Origin of the sequence: Bacillus cereus group sp. BfR-BA-01349, assembly GCF_022663795.1 — a bacterium.
Taxonomy (GTDB): domain Bacteria; phylum Bacillota; class Bacilli; order Bacillales; family Bacillaceae_G; genus Bacillus_A; species Bacillus_A cereus.
Window position 1 is genome coordinate 1 of sequence record NZ_JAKUGE010000008.1, and the last position, 21,366, is coordinate 21,366.

Below are 21,366 nucleotides of genomic sequence, written 5' to 3' on the forward strand. Positions count from 1 at the left end.
GCAACGCTGTTTTGGGTGGAAATATTCTTGACAACTAGAATAGCGTATCCTTATGGATACGCACTATTATGAAGCGACTTCTTGTCGCGCTTGTATTTCTACATTGACTTTTGTTCCTGTGTCTAATGTCGCTGAAATGTCTAAAATAGATAACTTATCCTCTTCATATTCCCTGTGTAAATGTGGATCTTCTAGTTGTAGAGAAGCAATGGGCGACTCTAAAGACTCTTGTAACATAGCATTTAAAAATGCAATTAGAATATCTTCGCTACCATTCGTACCAAACAATTGTTTAAATGCAAAATCAATGCGTAAATTAACTAACTGTTGGTTGAACAAAGTTTGTCCTCTCCCTTATATGAAGGTACTTCTTTCCTTCATTGTACATAAAAAGAACTAGAGTATGCAAACAAGCCATTCTTCTATTTTATTAGAGGATGTTTAGAGATTCCTATCATTGATTACCACGAAAATTTTATTTGGACTGTGTGGGTATCACTTAGTAAAGAAAGTTATGATGAAGTATTAGAAAAGTGGGATGAGAGAGGCCGAGAAAATAGTGATCCTTATTTTGGTTGGTTATCTGTAGAAATACCAGTTTATCCAGAAACATTAAATTTAAAAACAAATGTACATATAAGAGAAGTTGGAATGGCACCGTATGTTGAATTAGAGCCAACCGAGCATCCTTTAGCGATCGAACAAAGAAATGGAATTACTTTAGAGAGAGTTAAAGAAATAGAGGAAATGATCCAACAATATAACTAGATTAGAAGAGAAAAAACGAGTGCTAGCACTCGTTTTTTTATTACACAACCGCAGGATTATAAATCATCGTAAAGTGTCCTGGTAATAATTCAATGTGACAAGGTGTATGAAGCGAACTTTCTCCATCTGTATCTACTTCTTTTTCTTCTTTCGTTTCAATATGAATGGATTTCGCTTTTACGTGGAAGATGTCATTTTCATTTGAGTCTTCAAATAGTTTCTTTCCGATGTAATCTTTAAATGCTTGAATACCTGTTGATTTGACTACAAAAATATCAAGTGTTCCGTCATCACATTTTACGTTTGGAATAAAGGATGGAATACCACCAAGATATTCACCATTTCCAACCATGACAAGGACAGCTTCGTCTTCATATACTTGTCCATCGTAAGTGATTTTTACTGGGAATGTTTCAGCATTTTTGACAGTTCGAATTGTGCTTAAGTAGTAACCGATTTTACCAAGCTTTGCTTTTTCTTCTGCATCAATATTGTTTGATACTTCAGATACGAGTCCAATGCCCCAGAAGTTTAAGAAATGTTGTCCGTTTGCTTTTGCAACGTCAACTGGTTTTATGTGTTCTTTTGTAATAAGTTTTGCCGCTTCTGCAATGTTTTGCGGAACACCAAGTGTGCGAGAGAAGTCGTTGCAAGTTCCGCCTGGAATGATTGCAAGTGTAGGTCTAGTTTCGAGAGGTGCTAAGCCATTTGTGCATTCAAATACTGTTCCATCACCACCAAAGACGATAATTAAATCTACTTTACTAGCAAACTCTTGGCAATATTTTGTTGCATCACCTTGTTTTTTCGTATGAAGGATATGTAGATCAGGAAAAGCTGCGGCAAGAGGTGGTACGATTTTCGTTAAATTTGTATGTAAGTCACCTTGACCAGCTTTCGGATTTACGATGAGGAGTACTTTTTCAAATTTTGTCTTTGTCATATTTCATCTCTCCCTGTAGTTTGTAAATGGAAAGAAAGGAGCTGTTCCCATGTATTTTAGAACAGCTTCTCCCTATTAATTGGGTGCTAAGATTGTAAGTTATTGTCGGTAAGTCGATATATTTAAAAAATCGCCGATATACATTTTATGTACTATCGATTTTTTAAGTTATACGATTATTCCGTTACAACTGAAGCAATGAATGGTAAGTTACGATATTTTTCCGCACAGTCGATACCGTATCCAACGATGAATTCGTCTGGAATTTGAAAGCCAACATATTCAGCTGTTAAGTCTACTTTACGACGTTCTGGCTTATCAAGTAATGTACAGAACTTGAGTGCTTTTGGTTTATGCATAAAGAAGTGGTCTTTTAGGAAATGAAGTGTTAAACCAGAATCGATAATATCTTCTACAACAATTACGTTTTTCCCAGTAATGTTTACGTCGATATCTTTTAGTAGTTTCACTTTTCCTGTTGTTTCTGTTTGATTTCCGTAGCTAGATGCAGAAATAAAGGCAATTGTTACATCATTTTTGATGTGACGAATTAAATCAGCAGCAAATACGAATGAACCTTTTAATACTGCGATAACTACGATTTCTTCTCCTTCAAAGTCACGTTCGATTTGAAGTGCTAATTCTTTAACTTTTGCTTGTAATTGTTCTTCAGAAATTAAAGTGTCTTTTATTTCAATATTCATTGTAATCCTCCTACAGTGTAAAACTTATGAACATTTCGACTGTAAAGGATAGAATAGAAAAAGTCAAAGGAGATAGTAATTTTTTACAAAGATAACGACAAAATCATCTGATGATATGATATACTAAGTATATTAAGAAAACGCTTCCATAAAGGGTGAATATGATGAAGAAGAAACAGTACACAAGTGTAACATTTATAAAAGCATTACTTTTAACAATTGTTCTTGGCCTGTTGGCTTACGTAATTGATGTACCTGCGATTCGTATTTCATTAATTGGAATGACTTTAGTGTTAGGAGCAATTTCGCACGGTATGATGTCGCAGCTAAAAGAAGCTGGACTTGATGATATGAGAGATCATATAGATAAAAAGTAAGAAACCTTCATTATATAGAGTGAAGGTTTTTTTGTTTCTTACAAAAATGTAAGGTAGTTGTAAGGCAAATCGATAGTTGCATAAGAGCATTTTGGATAAACTATGGGTGTAAGGTAAAAGGCAAGCATATTTTAGGTAAATTAAGTTTTAGGCACTCTATATGTGAAAAAGGAGTAGGAGGGCATGGAGAAACGTTGGACGACCTTTTCTTTTTTAGCGACTAGTAACACCGTAATGCTAGATGGAAAAATGGATTTTTTGCACTTGTTTGATCGTGAAGATGATCATTCTTCTTCTAAATTTACAATGAAATGGAATAAATGGAGCGAGAGTTGTAGGTTTGAAGAAGAGGCCCCTAACGAAGAGCAAAAGATTATTTTAACAAACCCTATTAAAGCGTGGGTTGTTCAACGTCGTAAGTGTAACGTCAAAAATCACTTCAAGAAAACTGAGCCGAGACAATTAGTTATCGCTCCGGCCCGTTCTACTTCCAAATCACGCGAAAGTAACATGTAAATAATTGAGACACACACCCGAAAAAAACATCGTACATATTGCGATGTTTTTTTCTTTTTCTACAATGAAATCTTTAAATGAAATATATTTCATCTGCATCTTATATTTATATCTCTTGCTTATTCTAGTAATACATCCGATGCGAGTTGATGTGAATAAAATATAAGGAGAGAGTGAAAATGAAAAAGAAACTATTACCAATTTGTGCAATGGCACTTTTAACAGTAGGATATTCTTCAGTAGCGAGTGCGGATACTGGAACAGTAACAAAGGAAGAAGAAGGGCAAGTACAACAGGATAAAGCTAAAAAAGAAGAAGCAATTAAGGAACAGCAAAAAAGTGAAATAGAGAAAAAGCAAGCGGCACAAGTACAAGAAAAAAATGATATGGCTAAAAAAGAGGAAACAATAAAAGCTGAGAAAAAAAGTGAAGAAGAGAAAAAGAGAATAGCGCAAGAACAGTTAAAAAACGATATGGCCAAAAAAGAAGCAGCGATAAAAGCCGAGCAAAAGAATGAAGTAGCTAAAAAAGAAGAAGCAAAGCCAGTTGTACAAGGTGAAAAATTACCAAATACAGCATCAAATAATGTAGCAATGATGGGATTAAGTGCATGTCTTGTAGCGGTAGGTACATTATTTGGTTTGAATCGTCGCAATAAGATTAAAGCGTAAATAAAATATTTTCCTATAAAGAATGGGATAATTTCATATATTAAAAATGGTAGGTTACTCCTACCATTTTTGGCATGGAGGAATGAAGAATGAAGTTACTCAATTATATCGGTATCATATTGATGGCTATAGGCCTATTCATGGGATCCTATTACGCTGTGGAATGGTATAAAGGAAAAAGCTCTGCCGGGCAATTAACGGCAGAAGAAATAAAGAGCCTTAAAAATATACAAGATACTCAACTTTCTCATGAAACACCTGTAACTTCTCAAGTGCCTTCTTCTCAAACAGAACATAAAGAAGGAGAAAAGGTAGCGATGTTAAACATACCGAAAATAAAGAAGAAGTTTTCTATATATTGGGGAGCAGATGATACGACTTTGAAAAAAGGAGTGGGTATGTTCGTTAGTGATTTAACGACAACTCCATCTGGAGGGGGACATACTGTACTGAGTGGACATCGAGATACTGTATTTACAGATTTAGAAGAGTTGAAAGAAAAGGATACCCTTGTTTTAGAGTATGATAATAAAACGTACACATATGAAATTCAAAAGACATGGATTACTCATGCGGATGATCGTACTGTTATTATAAAAAAAGAAGAACCGATATTAACACTGATAACTTGTTACCCATTTGATTATATAGGGGATGCACCAGATAGATATATTATCGAGGCGAAGTTAACTGGCAGTTATTCAAAGTGAAATTATAGTTTCTGAAAGCGAGAGGGGGATATATAAGTTATGTCAAAAAACATTTTAATTGTTGAAGATGAAGACATATTACGTGAAATATTAAAAGATTATTTTTTAAGTGAACAATATGTAGTGTTTGAAGCGAGGGACGGGAAAGAGGCTTTAGTTGTATTTGAAGAAGAAGAGGTAGATTTAGTTATTTTAGATATCATGTTGCCAGAACTCGATGGATGGTCTGTTTGCCGAAGGATTAGGAAGACGTCCGAGGTGCCTATTATTATGCTGACGGCGCGTGTAGATGAAGACGATACGTTACTTGGTTTTGAACTTGGAGCAGATGACTATGTGACGAAGCCGTATAGTCCTCCAATTTTATTAGCAAGAGCGAAACGATTATTAGAAAGTAGAAAAGCATCGAAGAAACCTTTAGAGAACGAAGATGATACGTTATCGATTCATGGCATCCATGTCCATTTTCCGTCGCGTACTGTTACTGTTGATGAGGCAGATGTTAGTTTAACGCATACGGAGTTTGAAATATTGGTGTATTTCATGAAAAATCAAGGAATCGTTTTAACGCGAGAGCAACTCATTTCAAGAATTTGGGGATATGAATTTGCTGGCGATGATCGAACGGTGAATAGCCATATTCGTAATTTAAGAAATAAATTAGGAGAGAAAGCAAAGTATATTATAACTGTAGTACGAACTGGTTATAAATTTGAGGGGAATGTATGAAGAAAGGAATTGTACTAAAATTATTTACTCTTACAACAGCATTATGTATGTTGATTTTAGCGACGATATTTATTGGACAAACGATATTTTTTAAACAATATTATGCGAATCGAAAAGTGGAAGATATTAAAGTGAATTTAAATTCTTTTGAGAAGAATTATTTAAATTATGCAGGAAATGCAGAAGAAATTCAGAAACTAGAGCAAGACTTTTTAAGAGAAAATAATACGTGGATTACGACATTAGATAAGAACGGGAATTTAAAACATACAGATGATTTTTATTTTGAAGTAACGATAGATCGTAGGCAACAAAAGAGCTTTGGACAACAAATATTTAAAATTCCCTTAGGTAATCTCGTCAATATAGAGGAAATTGATAATAAATTATCAGAGCAGTTTTTAGGGCAAGAAATTTATTTTTCTGGAGTGAGAAAAGAAGATAGTTTTATTCCATTCTCTTTTTCTTTATCTAAGCAGAATTTAAGTGGATCTAATAAACCGTTAGAAAAAGCATTTAATGAGAAAATGAGTAAATTAAATGAGGAGAAAAAGAGAGCAGCTGAGGAACAACTTGTTAAGGAAAAGAAACCAGCTGTTCAGGAGCAAGCTGCTCAAGAATCAAATGTTTACATAGGTGGACGTGTTACAAAAGTACAGTTACCAGATGTAAAAGGTCCTGTGAATCCAATTTATAAAAATGGCATCTTCTTAGATAACATAAAAGAATTTCAAACTGATTTATTATTAAAAGAGAACAAACACATACAATATACAACACAAACAATGGACTATGAAAAGAATGATATAAAATATAAATTATTAATGAAACCAATAAAAGAAAAAGACGGATCAGTAACATATATTTATGCGATGGCTTCTTTACAGCCCGTAGATGAAGCTGTACAAATGGTGCAAGATTACTATATCTACATCATTGCATTTGTAGTCGTTCTTATTTTTTTAGCTTCGTTCTATTACTCAAAACAAATTGCCAAACCGTTATTAAAAATAAATGATACGACGAAGAAAATAGCACAATTAGATTTTACAGAAAAAATACCAATTACTTCAAAAGATGAAATTGGGGATTTATCGAAAAATATTAATGTGCTATCAAATAAACTCCATTCCCATATTGGACAGTTAGAAGAAGATATTGAAAAGGAAAGAAAGTTAGAAAGGACGCGAAAAGAATTCATTTCTGGTGTTTCACATGAATTAAAAACACCGCTAAGTATTATGAAAAGCTGTATTTCTATTTTAAAAGATGGAGTAGCTGAACATAAAAAAGAGTATTATTTTCAGGCAATGGAAAGAGAAGTAGACAAAATGGATACTTTAATTTTGGATATGCTTGAGTTAGCTAAATTTGAATCTGGTACATATAAAATGAAAAAGGATTCGTTTTATATTGATACAGTAATTGAAGATATATGTGAACATCTATCTGTGGAAATAGAGAAAAAAGAACTTCATGTTCATAAAAATATATGTTCATTTGAAGTGATTGCAAATCAAGGCCGGATTGAACAAGTCATCGTGAACTTCATTACGAATGCCATACGTTATACACCAAATAAAGAAGATATTATTATTTCTACAATAGATGAGAAGAATCGTATAAAAGTTTGTATTGAAAATAAAGGTACTCACATTGAAGAAGAACAATTAGATAAAATTTGGGATCGTTTTTATCGCGTGGATACAGCTCGTCAGCGTTCACAAGGTGGGACGGGACTGGGGCTTGCTATTTCTAAAAATATTTTAGAATTACACGATGCTGAATATGGAGTGAAAAATACAGAAGACGGTGTATTATTTTACTTTTACTTACCGAAAAAAGCGTAGATAATGCATGATACGCTTTTTTAATTTATTTTCATATTATCTTTACCTAATCTTTATTTTTAATCAGTATAATTTGTTTAGAATATGAGGTTATGTAAGGAGTCGATGAACCGTGCATAGCAATTGGCTAAGTATAATGGTATTTATTTTCTTTTGCGCATTTATTGTATTTTTAATTAATATTACGATATGAAAAAAGAGCGCTCATTAAGCGCCCTTTTTTTGTGTATTCATTTGATAAGCACTGATGCTTTTGAATAAGCGTGGTGAAGTGATAAATAAAAATATAAGTAAAACGGTACATAGAATATAGGAACCAATCATTGTACTACCGTTAAATATTAAAGAATATAGGAAAGCCGATTGGCCTTTTGGTGCATATTGTCCCCAGAAAATGATACCAGCGATAAAGTGACAGAAGTAACGAGCTAGACTACCGATAAAAGTAGCGACGATAATGTATCCAATTACTTTCTTTCTTTGGTTTGGTTTTGATGAAGGTTTGTCTTTACGGTTACCTAAATTTGATTGCTCTTCGCTATTATCATTGGAAGTTAAAAGTGCTTTTTGAATTGGACGATAGAATAAACCAGCAAATCCAATGAATGCGAAAGCAACAAAGTATTCAATTAGTACTTGAATTGGTGTGACGATAATGGCATCGCCTACGACAATTTGTAATAATCCCCAAATTAGGCCCCCTAAGAAAGCCATTTTGAAGCCCCAGCGGTATGCGATAATAAAAATAGGAATCATAGCAAATGAAATGGAACCGCCTGTTGCTGATATTTTTATTGAAAGTGGTAAAATGTCGATGACCAAGGCGAAGGCTGCAAGAATAGCAGATTCGATCATCGCTTGTAAATTAGTGTTACGCATGTTGTCTCCCCCTAAATCCAAGTTGTACAAAAAAGAATAGATATCATAGGAGGATACGAAATACGTAAATAAAAATGAGGTATGTATTTCGGACGTTTGCACAATCCCTGCGTTAGCATTAACTAACAGGTTCGAAGGGTCGGAACGAAGTGTTCCCTCTCAGCGACATGGCTCCCCCAGTGATAACGAGATTCTTTATTTGCTATTGTTTATTGTAAGCGAAATGGATGAGAATGGCAAACGAATACAGTATGACAATAATTGAAATAGAATTGTAGCGAAATGTTAATAAATATGAAGCAAAAGGGTATAGTACAAGAGAAATTGGGTGTGGTATAATTTTTTTTGAAAATAATTATCATTCTCTTCTGAGGGGGAAGGTTATGAGCTTAGTAGATATTAAAATTGGAGAGAAAGTGTTAGTAAAAAGTATTCAGTCTTTAGATCAGCTATTAAAGCGTAGACTAGCTGCTTTCGGTCTTGCTGAAGGAAGCGAACTTCGCCTGAAACAGAAAGCGATGTTTAAAGGTCCTTGTACATTGGAGTGTCGTGGACAGTTAATTAGTATTCGTCATTGTGACGCGAAAATGATAAAGGTGGAATTAGCGTGAATAAGGTAGCTTTGCTAGGGAATCCGAATACAGGGAAGACATCATTATTTAATGCACTTACTGGTTCTTATGAGTATGTAGGAAACTGGAGCGGTGTAACAGTAGAAAAGAAGGTTGGTAAATTAAAAGATAGACAAGGAACATTAATTGATTTACCAGGTGTTTATGATTTAAATCCAGTTTCACGTGATGAAGGTGTTGTAACAAACTTTCTATTAACAGAAGAATTTAATCATATGTTAAATATCGTAGATTCCTCGCAGTTTGAAAGAAATATGCATTTAACGTTGCAGTTACTTGAATTTGGTAAGCCAGTCTCAATTGGTTTAAACATGGTTGATGTGGCGAAGCAAAGAGGAATTGTCATTAATGTAAAACGATTATCGGAACTATTAGGTGTAACAGTCGTTCCTGTTGTTGCAAGAAGTGGAAAAGGCTGTAAAGAACTGCTTGCGACTCTTAAAGAAAATGACAAGAAAGAGAAAAAGCCATTCTTTATTTCATATGGTGTACAAATGGATGAAGGAATTGGAGAAGTAATTGCTCTTTTAGAGACAGTGAATTACGAGCATCCGAGATGGTTAGCACTTCAATTTTTAAGCAATAACGAAGTAGTAGAAAAAGAAATGAAAGCATTACCAATTTATAAGGAACTCATAGCCATTCGATCTCGCTTAGAAGGAAAACTTGATTGTACGTTAGAAGAGCACATTTACAAAACTCGTGAAGCGTATATTGAAAAGTTAAAAACAAATGTTATGAAGCATGAGAAAGAAGGAAAAATTCCTTTTTCAGAAAAAATTGATAGATTAATTACACATAAAATTTTAGGACTTCCAATCTTTTTAGCAGTTATGTTTTTTATTTTTCAGGTTACGTTTACGTGGATTGGTACACCTTTATCTGATATGTTAGATGAGTTTTTTGGTGGCCAGCTTACGGATTGGGTGACGGCTGGACTTACAAGTATTGGAGCTTCTCAGTTTATTCAAGCACTCGTTACAGAAGGTATTATTGCCGGTGTTGGTGCTGTATTAGTATTCGTACCACAAATCTTTGCACTATTCTTTTTCATTTCATTATTAGAAGACTCAGGGTATATGGCGCGAATTGCGGTTGTTATGGATAGAATTATGGAGTTTTTCGGCTTAAACGGAAAAGCTTTTATTCCGATGATTATCGGTTTTGGATGTAACGTTCCAGGTATTATGGCTGCGAGAACGATTGAACAGGAGAAAGAACGTTTACTTACCATTTTAGTAACACCATTTATGTCTTGTTCAGCACGATTACCTGTATATGCATTATTTGCGGGCGTATTCTTCCCGCATAGTCAGGCGACTGTTGTATTTTCTTTATATGTTGCAGGGATTGTTCTTGCGTTATTAGTTACAAAAATTATGTCTCTTACGATTTTGAAAGCGGAAAAGTCTATTTTCGTAATTGAATTACCTCCTTATCGTGTGCCACAAGCAAAAACGTTATGGCTGAGCACATGGGAGAAAGGAAAAGGATTTGTTCGTAAAGCTGGTACATTCATCTTCGGTGGTTCAGTTATCATTTGGTTATTAAACTATGCAGGTCCATCAGGATTTGGTGTTGATATGGGAGACAGTTACTTAGCGATGATTGGTGGATTTATCGCACCGCTATTTGCACCGCTCGGCTTTGGAACGTGGCAAGCTGCAGCATCCCTTTTAACAGGATTTTTAGCGAAGGAAGTTGTCGTTTCAACAATGGCAATTATTTATGCAGTTAAAGAAGATGTGCTTGGAAACGTAATGGGAGCACATTATACAGCATTATCAGCTTATGCATTTATGTTCTTTATTTTATTATACGTTCCATGTTTAGCGACGGTGGCTGTTATTAAACGTGAAACAGGATCAGCGAAATGGACAATTTTCTCAGTCGTTTACCCGCTTGTTGTTGCTTATGTATTAACGCTTATTATATACCAAGTTGGATCTTTACTAGGATTCTAAAAGGAGATGTATAATGATGGTCAATATTATAATTGGAGCTATCATTTTTGGTTATGCAGCATACACGTTAGTTAATTTTGTAAAGAGAAGTAAAAAAGGAAAATGCGCAGCATGTTCTTTAAATAAGTCATGTCAGTCGAAAACTTGTAGTCCAGATATGGAACAAGTTGCTCATAATAAATAGAAAAAAGCTTTGCGAATTTCGCAAAGCTTTTTTGTTTTACTTTTTAATTTTTACAAGTTGAGAAGCTTCGACGCCGTTGTAACCAGGGAATTCTTTACTTGGGTCTTTATCAAATTTTAATACACCTACAGATTTTTCATCCCCTTTTACATTGTTGTAAGTTGCGTCATCGACAATCGCATACATATCTGTATATGCACGGCCACTTCCGATAATTGTGTTGCCTTCATATTTTAATTTGGTTCCATCAAGTGTAGCATTTTCTACTTTTTCTTTTGCAAATAATACACCTTGTTCTGTTGTTACAGCTGGTAATTTATCAAGTGGTTTCGTGTTGTCTTTTTCATCAACTTTGCTAAGTAACTCTTTTTTCACTAGTTCCTCACCAGTTTTCTTATCCATTACAAGAACTTTTTTACCATCTAATGTTGTCATTTTCATTTTATAGAAGTCTTTTTCTTTCACTTCTTTTTTGTTTTTATCTGTAATTTGCTGAACTTGTTCTTCTGAGCCGTACAGTACAAAACCGTTCGCTTTCTCTCCTAATAGAGAACAACCTGATAATGCTCCAAGTGAAATTGCTGCTGCTAATCCGATTCCTACTAATTTTTTCATGATGATTTCTCCTTTTATATGTTTTATATTAAATACAATTTTTGTATTATTGCTTACAAGTGAAGAAGCTTGTTTGTTGCTTCTGGTATTAGTGTATAAGAAATATCAGAATGCAACTATCGAGTTAGCTTACAGTAACATTACATTTATGTAATTTAGTGAAATTGCACAAAAGTAAGTTAATTTAAAAGAGGGGTAATGAGAATATATTAGAAATACAATATTGTATATAGAATGTCATATTATAATGGATGTATTTTGGAAATAACATGTAAGGACATATTAGTTTTGTTATAATAAACACATAGGCTGTAAAAATGAATATTCTTTACTGTAAAGGGAGATTTTTCAGTTTTCCAAGTAGTGAATTTGAAATATGAGGTATATCATAGGAGGAATTTAGATGTCTGTATTTAAACGATTAAGAGATTTAACAATGTCGAATGTATATTCATTAATTGAAAAAGCGGAAGATCCAGTTAAGATGACTGATCAATATTTACGCGATATGCAAGCGGATGTACAAGAAGCTGAGAAAAGTGTAGCAGCTCAAATCGCGCTTGAGAAGAAATTCAAAATATTATTTGAAGAGCAAGAAGCACTTGTGAAAAAACGTGAAGAGCAGGCTCATATGGCTGTTCAAGCTAATAACTTAGATCTTGCGCGTCGTGCATTAGAAGAAAAACAAAATGCAGAACAAAAAATGAATGAGTATAAAGCAAGCTACGAGCAAAATAAAGCTGCTGCTGATAACCTGCGCCTAAAGCTAGAAGAAATGCGTAAGCAATTAAATGAGCTGAAAAATAAACGTGAAACACTTGTAGCACGTGTAAATGCGGCGAAAGCACAAAAGAATATTAATCAGGCGATGTCTGGATTTGATTCAAACTCAGCAAAAGCTGGTTTAAGCCGTATGGAAGAGAAAGCTCTTCAATTAGAGGCTGAAGCAGAAGCAAGCGGTGAAGTTTATAAGAAAGAAAAATCATTAGATGATGAATTCGCAAGCTTAAACAAAAATTCTGCTGTTGACGATGAATTAGCTCGTATTATGAAGCAGTATGAGAAATAATATAGAATAGAGACAAATGAACCGACATGTCTAAATATATTCATGTCGGTTTTCTATTATATTTAGAGGAGGTTTTGCAATGACATGGATGAATGTAGTTGCCATGCTTGTATGGACTGGAGCGAGTGCAGTACTTTTATTTGCAATTATGTGGGTTGATTCAATTTTTACAAAATACAATGATTTAAAAGAAATTAAAAATGGAAATACAGCTGTAACAACTCGTTTTATTATGAAGTTATTTGCACAAGGGTACATTTTATCCCAATCAATTACGAAAGCAAATGACTTATGGCAGGCACTTCTTGCTTCAGCAGTTTCTTTCGTTATTTTATTAGTGGTAGAAATGTTTATCGAATTTGTATTAAAGAAAATGTCTGGTCTTGATTTAGAAGAAGGTACGAAAGAAGGTAGCGTTGCACATGCGATGTTAGCCGGATCATTACATATTGTTGGTGCACTAATTTTAGGTGCGTGTTTATAAAGAGAAAAGGAGGTGTAGATCATGAGTTTATTTAAACGAATTAAAAATATAATGAAAAGCCCAGAGCCACCGAAGCCGGAAAAGAGTCTTTTAACGTTAGCTCCTGGCGATATGATTGAAGTGTCATTAGTTATGTATGAATTAATTGGGAAAACGAGTATGCATTCGCGTAAGGAAATTGTTTTGACATTGCAAGATGGAAAAGACATTCGTTATTTAAAAATTGAAGATCGTGAAAATACGTATTACAAATTATATACATCAATTGATGGTCGCTTAGATTCAATTGATGAAATTCCGACGACAATTGAAATGGATGATACCGAGTACCATATGGAAGAACAATATAACGGACGTGTTGTTGTTATGGGAAAAACTCCATTCTCAGCTTCAGAAGAACAGTACGTATGGGAATTCCAATCAGATAATCGAAAATTATTGCGTATTGAATGGCAAAATGGTCGCACAATGATGTATGAGGGAGAAGCAATCATTCCTGCTGATGTACAAATTATAAGAGCAACGTAAGGGGGCGTAATCATGTCAAACCGATTGTTTACCATGATTAAATCGTTTGTAATCCCTATACTTGCTATCGTTATATTACTTGTTGTTGCTGGTTATGCCTTATCAGGTTGTCAAGGCGGGCAGACAAAGTCGATTCAAGACCGTTATCCACTTGAATCTGTTGCCAAGGAAGGTAAACAAGAATCTTACGTGTATAGGGCCGCCAATCGGTCAGTTCCTGAAGTAGCGAAGGAACTCATTAACGAAAGAGAACCGAAGCAAGCATCTAAAGAAGACGAAAATCAAATGTTCCTCGTTTATTCTGATAAGATTTATAACCTGCAAAAGGATAAAGAGAAACCATCTGATACGTTAATTGAAATAAGTAACAAAGAATTTGTCCGTCAAAATTACCAACCGTCCTTCTTGCAAGGATATATTATGGGTAGCATATTAAACGATATATTCGGTTCACGAAAATCATCATACGGTGATTATCGAGGATATAACGATAGACAAAATCATAAACCAGTTATTCCAGAAAGACCACCTACAAAAGAAGAAAAGAAAACCCCACCTCCAATTACGAAGGAAGGGAAAGGGTCTATCATTAAGCGAGGCGATAATGTAGATTCGAAACCATCAGTAGGTGATAAGGGAAGTATTACTGAAAAAGGAAGTAATACGACGCCCCCACCTTCTACTGGAAGCAAGGGGAAAATTACGAAAACACCAGGTGGTTCAAGCGGATCAGATGTGAAGCCAAAATCATCTATTAAAACGCCGCCAAGGAATACATCTCCTCCGAAAACAAGGGTCGGTGGTTCAGGGAAAATTACAAAGAGAAGATAGTATAGAGACCGAAAAGTTGAATTTGCTTTTTGGTCTTTTTTCGTGTTGTGGGAATTAATCCCTTTCAGTTGGTACGATTTAGGCATAAGGGGGGAAGTAAAAATATATCAGCGATTATTAGAATATATCGACCGTAATTTAAAATATATCAGCGATTATTGGAATATATCGACCACAACTCAAAATATATCAGCGATTATTGAAATATATCGACTTACCGACAAAAACTGACAACGATAGCAACTTAATAATAAACAGAGGGTGGGCCAAAATTTTGGCACACCCTCTGTTTCATAACGATTAATGAATATCACGTTTCTTGAAATTACCGCCTTTTACTTCTGCTACGTCATAAACTGTAATAAAGGCGTGTGGATCGATTTCATTAATAAGTTCTTTCATTTTACTTTCTTCTAAACGGTTAATTACACATGAAATTTCTTTAAACTTCTCTCTTGAATAACCACCGTATACTTCGTTATATGTTGCACTTCGGCCTAAACGATCGCGAATTGTTTCTACCATTAATTCAGGCTCTTTTGTAATAATTTTAAATGCTTTTGAACCACTTAAACCAACTTCAACGATATGAATCACTTTCGAAGCGATAAAGTAAGCAATTGCCGAAAGGATAGCTCCTTGAAGACCGAATACCGTTGATACGAAAATAAATACGAACATGTTTAAGAATAAAATAAGGTCACTCGTTCCAAATGGTAACTTACGAGAAAGCAATACAGCAAGCATATCGATTCCATCTAATGCCCCACCGTTACGTAATGCTAGTCCCATACCAAAACCGATGATAATACCACCAACAACTGTAACTAATAATGTATCGCCTTCAATAATAGCTGGTATTCCGTGCATGACAACGGTACCTACTGCTAATGAAGCAATTCCGATAATAGAATAAATCGCAAAGCTTTTACCGATTTGCTTATACCCTAACCAAACGAAAGGAATGTTAATAACTGCGATTAGAGCTCCTAATGGCAATCCAAATAATCTTGAACTAACGATACTTAAACCAGTCACACCACCGTCCGATACGTTATTTGGAATTAATACTGCTTCTAATCCGTACGCTGTGATAAATGCCCCAATAATAATCATCAAAGCTTTTGAAGCAATTTTTAGCTTATTGGGCTTGTTTTTGATAATTTTCTCCATATAATTTCCTCGTTTCAAACTAGTTTCTTATTTGTTACGTCATTCACACCTAAATTTTATTTTAACATTTAATTTGAAAAATTCTCCTTTAATGGGTGTATGCAGGGAATATTATCACCATATTATCTTTAAAATATTTTTGAAATCAGTATAAGAAATCCCATCCTTTCAAAGGATGGGATGCTATTAAGAAAATATAAAACTAAGTATTGATACGAATAAAGCGAAACCTAAAATAGTTCCACATATTTTCATATGGCGCTTACGTCCCATTACGACAATCGCAACATATTCGCGAATCATTGCGTTAGGCCAGTAATAAAATGCAGTTTTTGACCCGATTCCTTGGCTATTAAGACCAGCTTGTCTAGCGTATATGCCAGCGCGGAAAAGGTGGAAATTATTTGTGGTAAAAATACTTTTATATTTACCTTCAGGTTTTAAAGAATCCATAATTTCTTTAGAGAACAACATATTTTGATATGTGTTTACAGAGCGATTTTCTTGCACTGTATGTTCAAGAGGAATTCCTTTTTCAACAGCATAATTTTGCATTGCTTCTGCCTCTGGAAGACCTTCATCTGGACCTTGACCACCAGAGAAAATAATTATTGGTGGTGTATTTACAGCTGCTTGTTTCCAATAGAAGTCGATAGCTTTATTAATGCGGCTTGCAAGTAATGGTGGTACTTTATCATTAATTAAGCCGCTACCAAGAACGATAATGAAATCTTGATTACGTCTTGGTCTGTTGAATTGGTATAAAAAATATGCGCTTAAGAAGTTAGATAAGTGTATAAAGAAATAGAAGCTTATAAGAGAAATAGCTGCAAAAATAGGCTCTAAATGCGATGAGACCAAACTTGCTGGGTTTATGATAGGGAGTAACATAAAGAATAACATCCCTAAAGCAGCAAGGAGTGTTAAACAGTTAGTGAACCGTCTTCCTTCTCGCTTCATTAAAATTCTAGCATTAAGAAATAGCCCAAACATTAAAGCAACAATACCGAAAGGAAGCATAATAAGAAGTGCTAAAATAGGTAAAATTATAATATAGCGTAGGACATCACTACTTGAATTTACAGATATAATCACACAAAAAAGAAGGAAAAAACAGACAAAGGAATTAAATAAAAAGCCGTTTATTATTTTTCGCGGATCTTTTAAATATGAGATAAGAAAAATAATAAATAATATAAGAGGAATAATTCCGAAATACATCATAAATATAGTACACCTCAATTTGTATAAGAATTTGACATACCTTTTATATTACATGATTTTATAAGTGAAAATGAAAGAAAAAGGATTTTGAATTTTCTCAATAAAATATATGGATACATATGTTACAATATATTCAAAGCGATATATTAAAAGTAAAATGGTTGAAAAGGCACTCAATAGAGTGCTTTTTCTTTTTGTATGCAATTGTGCATATTATATTTTTTCAAATGAAGAGGATTACAATATAAGTTATAGACAGACTTTATAAAGCAGAATTTAATACAAACATTTCCCTCTACTTTTTGTATCTAACAATCGTATAACAATAAATAATTCTGTTTTATAGTGTCTGTTTTTGAAAGGTGTCTTTTTTTAAAGGCACCTTTTTTTATTAGTATAGACAGTTTTCACTGTTAGCATAGTGTAAACTATCTATACTAAACATTAGCAATCTTCCGTATAAATATTATCAATTTACTATATATTCCAGTGGTGTTAACCTACATATGAAAGGCTTTCTTTTTCAAAATATTACCCCTAATAAAATTTTGAAGAAGTCAACTGTCTCCAAACTTGTCTTTATGCTTAAAGAAAAAGCACTCAAATTGAGTGCTTTTTCTTATTGAAACATGCTATTTTTCTAGGCGATTTTCATAAAATAAAAGTAAAGAAATGAAAGTGGGTGACAAAATGCCGGCAGTTGTGGAAGGTGTTATTATTGAAAACTGCAATGGAACAATTAATGTAGGTGACAAATATAACGTACAGCCGATTGAAAAGACGAAGGCTTATAATGGATCGGGATCATCAAATACAGGAATGAAAGTACAAACGTTTAGCGGGATTAGTACAGCTGATGTATGGGATAATGATGCGAATGATCAGGGGATACAGTTTACTTTATAGTACAGTATGTAAAATTGCATAAAATGATGAACTTGTCCTGTGCTACAATCTAGCTGTGAGCTGTTAATGATTCTTCTGTAGTATAGTTGTTAGATTAGAAATATAACATCTTATCGAAAATCATACGTACAAAAAAAGACACTTCAAACGAAGTGTCTTTTGTATTTTAGTGATATCCTTTAGCAGAGTCTTTATGAATTTTATTTTTAAAAATACTGTAGCTCCAAAGCTGATATCCAATAACGATTGGTACCATGACCATTGCAACGAAGAACATAATTTTTAAGTTTAATTGACTACCAGCTGCGTTGTATAACGTTGTACTGTATGCATCGTTAATACGAGATGGTAACATTCTTGGGAACATACCTGCAAAGCCAGTTGTCATAAACATTGCGATTGTTAGGCAAATGAATGTGAATGCAAGGCCAATTTTATGTTTGTACACCATAATAAGTGCGAGTACACTCATTAGCATTGCAAGTACTGGAAGAATGAATAGTACCGGATATTCCGTAAAGTTTTGGAATAAGTTTGTCCGATTAGCAGTTGCTACATAGAAGATAGCTAAAATGATAGCAGTTGCCATTGAAAACAGTCTTGCGATTTTATAAGCACGATCAGATACTTCACCAGTCGTTTTAATCATGACCCAAAGGGCACCGGATACGACAAATATAGCAGTGAAGAAAAGACCACCTAATATACCGTAATGGTTTAGTAAGCTAAGTAAATTTCCTTCATAGCCATTTTTTCCGATTTGTAGTCCGTAATACAAGTTAGCGAATGTAACACCGAATAAGAAGGCGATTAGGAAACTGCCAATTGCAAATGCCCATTTACAAGTTTTTTGCCAAATTGGTGAATCATCTTTATGCATGAATTCCAGTCCAGCGGCACGAGCAAATAGTGCAAGTAATACTAAGAATAACGGTGTATATAAATAACTAAACATATTAGCATATGTGACTGGGAAGGCAGCAAATGTTGCGCCACCAGCTGTAATTAACCATACTTCATTACCGCCCCAGAACGGGCCAATTGCTTCTTGTAATTGATTTCGTTCTTGTCGGTCTTTCGTAACGAAAGGAAAAATCATTCCGTTACCAAGTGCATACCCGTCAAGAATGAAGTAAACTGTCCAAATCACGCCCCATAAACCGAACCAGATGATTGCAAGCATATCATGAGACATGAGCCACACCTCCCTCAGTAGCAGGTTTTTCTAATGCGGCAGGTCCTTTTTTCGCGAACTTTAGCATTAAGTATACGTCTGCAATTAAAAGTAAAGTGTAGAATAAAATTAAACTAATTAATGAGAACCAAATTTGCGGGACAGATATAGGTGATACAGATTCTGCTGTACGCATTAGTTTATATACTGTCCATGGTTGACGACCTACTTCAGCGACAATCCATCCTGCGTTAATTGCGATATAAGGAAGTAAGACAGACCATATTGTAATTTTTAAATAACGTTTTGAGTTTTCTAGTTTTCCTTTTCGGTTTAAATAGAAGCCATACCAAGTTAATGCCATAAAGAACATACCGAGTGCAACCATTAAGCGGAAGCTATAATACACAAGGTTAACATTTGGACGTTCATCTTTCGGAATATCTTTTAAACCAACAATTTCGCCATCAAATGAATTTGTGTAGAAGAAGCTTCCGAGTTTTGGAATCGTAAGGAATTCAAAGTTCTTCTCATTTTTTACATCAGGAATTTGAACAATTGAGAAGCCTTGTCCTTTTCCAGTTTCCCAAACTGCTTCCATCGCAGCTCCTTTTGCGGGTTGATATTTAGCTGCTGATACACCAGATTGATGTCCCATAAACGGTGTAATTGTTGCGGCGAATAAGCCTAACATTAAACCAAACTTAAATGATTTTTTGAAGAATTCTACTTCATTTTTACGTAATAAGTGATAGGCACTAATTGCCATAACGAAGAAAGCACCTACGATATAACAACCAACTACAGTATGGAAGAACATATTCCAAGCGTATGGATTCGTAACGAGTGCCCAGAAATCATTTAATTCAGCGCGGCCGTTACGTACTACGTAGCCAACAGGGTTTTGCATAAAGCCGTTTGCTGTAATAATCCAAAGTGCGGAAATGTTTGTTCCAAGTGCAACCATCCACATGCAGAAGGCACGGAACTTTGGTGAAATTTTGTCTTTACCGAATAACCATATTCCCATGAAAGTAGATTCTAAGAAGAAGGCAACAAGTGCTTCGATTGCGAGAGGTGATCCGAAAATGTCTCCCATATATTTGGAGTACTCAGACCAGTTTGTTCCAAATTGAAATTCCATCGTAATCCCGGTTATAATCCCCATTACGAAGTTAATTGTAAATAATTTACCCCAGAAATTTGCCATTTTACGGTATGTTGGATTCAATGTGCGGGCGTATTGAGTTTCCATACATGCTACTAAAATGACAAGTCCGATTGTCAAAGGTACAAATAAAAAGTGATAAAAAATAGTAATTGCAAATTGAAAACGACTCAGTAACAGAACGTCGGACATAATAAATATTCACTCCTTTTTTACATTATCTACAATCAGTTTATAGTGAAAATACGTTTAAAGTATGTGAAACTTGTTACAAAGCTGTGTGTATATTTTGAAAGAATTATGTCGATTATCTGAAAATATCTTATTTTTACTATGAAGCGATATCCTTTTTGAGTTTTTCATATTTTGGTACACTATTTATGTAGTGTAAATGAGAGAAAAGAGGGTCCTTTACTATGAAGTCATTAGAAGAGATTTTGCAGTACAATGAGAAATTTGTTGAAGAGAAAAAATATGAAGAGTTTGTAGCGGGGAAATTTCCAAACAAAAAGATGGTAATTATTTCTTGTATGGATACACGACTTGTTGAACTATTACCGAAAGCGATGAATATGCGTAACGGTGATGTGAAAATTATTAAAGTAGCAGGCGCTGTTATTTCACATCCATTTGGAAGTATTATGCGTAGTATTTTAGTCGCTGTATACGAACTTGGTGCTGATGAAGTATGTGTAGTTGGTCACCATGATTGTGGTATGGCAAAAATTCAAGCAAGGAGTACGATTGAGAAAATGAAAGAACGCGGTATAACAGAAGAGAAATTAGATATGCTTCGTTATTCTGGAATCGATTTAGAACAATTCTTGCGCGGTTTCTCTAGTGTGGAAGAAAGTGTAGAACATAGCGTATCGGTACTTCGCAACCACCCATTACTTCCGGAAGAAGTACCTGTTCACGGTCTTGTTATAGATCCTGATACAGGAAAATTAGATTTAGTTGTGAATGGTTACGACAATTAAGAATTTACTTTGTCATCCTTTTTATCTGGGACAGGATCAAATCCTCCCGGGTGGAAAGGGTGACATTTTAATATACGCTTACAAGTAAGCCAAAAGCCTTTGAGTGCACCATGTTTTTGAAACGCCTCTAATCCATAATGAGAACAAGTTGGATAAAAGCGGCATGTTGGTGGTGTCATCGGAGAAATGAACTTTTGATAAAAGCGTATAATCCCAATAAAAATCTGTTTCATAACGGTCTCCTTTTCAGCATACTCTTAAAGTATTATAGCACGACTGTACATAAT

Annotated in this window: 24 protein-coding genes, 2 pseudogenes and 1 riboswitch; of the genes and pseudogenes, 16 read left to right on the plus strand and 10 right to left on the minus strand. The window is 34.5% G+C overall.

The window, feature by feature from the left end; genetic code table 11:
• Positions 1-90: 90 nt before the first annotated feature.
• Positions 91-339 (minus strand): annotated as a pseudogene (locus MR169_RS06470) (Rpn family recombination-promoting nuclease/putative transposase); the annotation flags it as partial.
• 84 nt (positions 340-423) lie between these two features.
• On the opposite strand from MR169_RS06470, the pseudogene MR169_RS06475 reads away from it, so the two are divergent.
• Positions 424-768: pseudogene (locus tag MR169_RS06475) on the plus strand (DUF2199 domain-containing protein); the annotation flags it as partial.
• A 40-nt stretch (positions 769-808) separates the two neighbouring features.
• Here the strand turns inward: MR169_RS06475 and MR169_RS06480 are convergent.
• Positions 809-1,711: a diacylglycerol/lipid kinase family protein gene (locus MR169_RS06480; RefSeq protein WP_000167901.1), complete on the minus strand. Its 903-nt coding sequence runs from the start codon at positions 1,709-1,711 to the stop codon at positions 809-811.
• A gap of 176 nt (positions 1,712-1,887) precedes the next feature.
• Positions 1,888-2,415 carry a hypoxanthine phosphoribosyltransferase gene (gene hpt, locus MR169_RS06485; RefSeq protein ID WP_242319138.1) on the minus strand — a complete coding sequence of 176 codons (528 nt, stop codon included), beginning with the start codon at positions 2,413-2,415 and terminating at the stop codon, positions 1,888-1,890.
• A gap of 161 nt (positions 2,416-2,576) precedes the next feature.
• Here hpt and MR169_RS06490 point away from each other — a divergent pair, with 161 nt between their 5' ends.
• From MR169_RS06490 to MR169_RS06515, 6 genes are all read left to right on the plus strand, one after another.
• Positions 2,577-2,792 carry a hypothetical protein gene (locus MR169_RS06490; protein WP_002001286.1) on the plus strand — a complete coding sequence of 72 codons (216 nt, stop codon included), beginning with the start codon at positions 2,577-2,579 and terminating at the stop codon, positions 2,790-2,792.
• Positions 2,793-2,975: 183 nt separating this feature from the next.
• The gene (locus MR169_RS06495) at positions 2,976-3,308 is read left to right on the plus strand and encodes a hypothetical protein (RefSeq protein WP_000415613.1); all 333 of its coding nucleotides are present in this window, start codon (positions 2,976-2,978) and stop codon (positions 3,306-3,308) included.
• A gap of 179 nt (positions 3,309-3,487) precedes the next feature.
• A complete protein-coding gene (locus MR169_RS06500; RefSeq protein WP_000728025.1) occupies positions 3,488-3,979 on the plus strand; it encodes an LPXTG cell wall anchor domain-containing protein in 492 nt (163 codons plus the stop codon).
• Positions 3,980-4,068: 89 nt separating this feature from the next.
• A complete protein-coding gene (locus MR169_RS06505; protein WP_242319139.1) occupies positions 4,069-4,689 on the plus strand; it encodes a class D sortase in 621 nt (206 codons plus the stop codon).
• Between the two features lie 39 nt (positions 4,690-4,728).
• Complete coding sequence (locus MR169_RS06510; RefSeq protein WP_000041846.1) at positions 4,729-5,418, plus strand: response regulator transcription factor; 690 nt, start codon at positions 4,729-4,731, stop codon at positions 5,416-5,418.
• Positions 5,415-7,268, plus strand: coding sequence for a sensor histidine kinase (locus MR169_RS06515; RefSeq protein ID WP_000715409.1), 1,854 nt, complete (start codon positions 5,415-5,417; stop codon positions 7,266-7,268). Before MR169_RS06510 ends, MR169_RS06515 begins: the two co-directional genes overlap by 4 nt.
• A 207-nt stretch (positions 7,269-7,475) precedes the next feature.
• Here the strand turns inward: MR169_RS06515 and thiT are convergent, their stop codons facing one another.
• Positions 7,476-8,147, minus strand: coding sequence for an energy-coupled thiamine transporter ThiT (gene thiT / locus MR169_RS06520; protein ID WP_242319140.1), 672 nt, complete (start codon positions 8,145-8,147; stop codon positions 7,476-7,478).
• An 86-nt stretch (positions 8,148-8,233) separates the two neighbouring features.
• A riboswitch (TPP riboswitch) is annotated at positions 8,234-8,335 on the minus strand.
• Positions 8,336-8,530: 195 nt separating this feature from the next.
• Between thiT and MR169_RS06525 the strand changes: the two genes are divergently transcribed.
• The 3 genes from MR169_RS06525 to MR169_RS06535 are packed head-to-tail and all read left to right on the plus strand — an operon-like array spanning position 8,531 to position 10,927.
• Positions 8,531-8,758 (plus strand): FeoA family protein, encoded by a 228-nt coding sequence (locus tag MR169_RS06525; protein WP_000060512.1) that lies wholly within the window; start codon positions 8,531-8,533, stop codon positions 8,756-8,758.
• Complete coding sequence (feoB, locus tag MR169_RS06530) at positions 8,755-10,743, plus strand: ferrous iron transport protein B (protein ID WP_242319141.1); 1,989 nt, start codon at positions 8,755-8,757, stop codon at positions 10,741-10,743. Before MR169_RS06525 ends, feoB begins: the two co-directional genes overlap by 4 nt.
• Positions 10,744-10,756: 13 nt before the next feature.
• Positions 10,757-10,927, plus strand: coding sequence for a FeoB-associated Cys-rich membrane protein (locus MR169_RS06535; RefSeq protein ID WP_000989593.1), 171 nt, complete (start codon positions 10,757-10,759; stop codon positions 10,925-10,927).
• A 36-nt stretch (positions 10,928-10,963) separates the two neighbouring features.
• On the opposite strand, the gene MR169_RS06540 is transcribed toward MR169_RS06535, so the two are convergent.
• Positions 10,964-11,542, minus strand: a complete 579-nt coding sequence (locus MR169_RS06540) for a lipoprotein BA_5634 family protein (protein ID WP_000737504.1) — start codon at positions 11,540-11,542, stop codon at positions 10,964-10,966.
• A gap of 403 nt (positions 11,543-11,945) precedes the next feature.
• Between MR169_RS06540 and MR169_RS06545 the strand changes: the two genes are divergently transcribed.
• The 4 genes from MR169_RS06545 to MR169_RS06560 all read left to right on the plus strand — a co-directional run bounded on the left by MR169_RS06545 (position 11,946) and on the right by MR169_RS06560 (position 14,454).
• Entirely contained in the window at positions 11,946-12,611 is a 666-nt protein-coding gene (locus MR169_RS06545; protein ID WP_000110280.1) for a PspA/IM30 family protein, read from the plus strand.
• Positions 12,612-12,690: 79 nt separating this feature from the next.
• Positions 12,691-13,095: a DUF350 domain-containing protein gene (locus tag MR169_RS06550; protein ID WP_000220087.1), complete on the plus strand. Its 405-nt coding sequence runs from the start codon at positions 12,691-12,693 to the stop codon at positions 13,093-13,095.
• A gap of 21 nt (positions 13,096-13,116) precedes the next feature.
• Positions 13,117-13,623, plus strand: coding sequence for a DUF4178 domain-containing protein (locus MR169_RS06555; protein ID WP_242319142.1), 507 nt, complete (start codon positions 13,117-13,119; stop codon positions 13,621-13,623).
• Between the two features lie 12 nt (positions 13,624-13,635).
• Positions 13,636-14,454 (plus strand): DUF4247 domain-containing protein, encoded by an 819-nt coding sequence (locus MR169_RS06560; RefSeq protein WP_000071190.1) that lies wholly within the window; start codon positions 13,636-13,638, stop codon positions 14,452-14,454.
• Positions 14,455-14,754: 300 nt separating this feature from the next.
• Here MR169_RS06560 and MR169_RS06565 read toward each other — a convergent pair whose 3' ends face one another.
• Together MR169_RS06565 and MR169_RS06570 are read right to left on the minus strand one after the other, a co-directional pair.
• Positions 14,755-15,627 carry a YitT family protein gene (locus MR169_RS06565; RefSeq protein ID WP_000411244.1) on the minus strand — a complete coding sequence of 291 codons (873 nt, stop codon included), beginning with the start codon at positions 15,625-15,627 and terminating at the stop codon, positions 14,755-14,757.
• Positions 15,628-15,813: 186 nt separating this feature from the next.
• Positions 15,814-16,851, minus strand: a complete 1,038-nt coding sequence (locus MR169_RS06570; RefSeq protein ID WP_000990099.1) for a YdcF family protein — start codon at positions 16,849-16,851, stop codon at positions 15,814-15,816.
• Positions 16,852-17,523: 672 nt separating this feature from the next.
• Between MR169_RS06570 and MR169_RS06575 the strand changes: the two genes are divergently transcribed.
• Positions 17,524-17,757: a spore germination protein gene (locus tag MR169_RS06575; protein ID WP_002001299.1), complete on the plus strand. Its 234-nt coding sequence runs from the start codon at positions 17,524-17,526 to the stop codon at positions 17,755-17,757.
• Positions 17,758-17,923: 166 nt separating this feature from the next.
• Here the strand turns inward: MR169_RS06575 and cydB are convergent, their stop codons facing one another.
• Together cydB and cydA are read right to left on the minus strand one after the other, a co-directional pair.
• A complete protein-coding gene (gene cydB / locus MR169_RS06580) occupies positions 17,924-18,952 on the minus strand; it encodes a cytochrome d ubiquinol oxidase subunit II (RefSeq protein WP_242319143.1) in 1,029 nt (342 codons plus the stop codon).
• Positions 18,942-20,291, minus strand: a complete 1,350-nt coding sequence (cydA, locus tag MR169_RS06585; protein ID WP_001286189.1) for a cytochrome ubiquinol oxidase subunit I — start codon at positions 20,289-20,291, stop codon at positions 18,942-18,944. The genes cydB and cydA overlap by 11 nt, the downstream gene beginning before the upstream one ends.
• A 224-nt stretch (positions 20,292-20,515) precedes the next feature.
• Here cydA and MR169_RS06590 point away from each other — a divergent pair, with 224 nt between their 5' ends.
• Positions 20,516-21,079, plus strand: a complete 564-nt coding sequence (locus MR169_RS06590) for a beta-class carbonic anhydrase (protein ID WP_000838158.1) — start codon at positions 20,516-20,518, stop codon at positions 21,077-21,079.
• On the opposite strand, the gene yidD is transcribed toward MR169_RS06590, so the two are convergent.
• Complete coding sequence (gene yidD / locus MR169_RS06595) at positions 21,076-21,312, minus strand: membrane protein insertion efficiency factor YidD (protein WP_000809334.1); 237 nt, start codon at positions 21,310-21,312, stop codon at positions 21,076-21,078. The two genes, MR169_RS06590 and yidD, sit on opposite strands and share 4 nt — an antisense overlap.
• Positions 21,313-21,366: the final 54 nt, after the last annotated feature.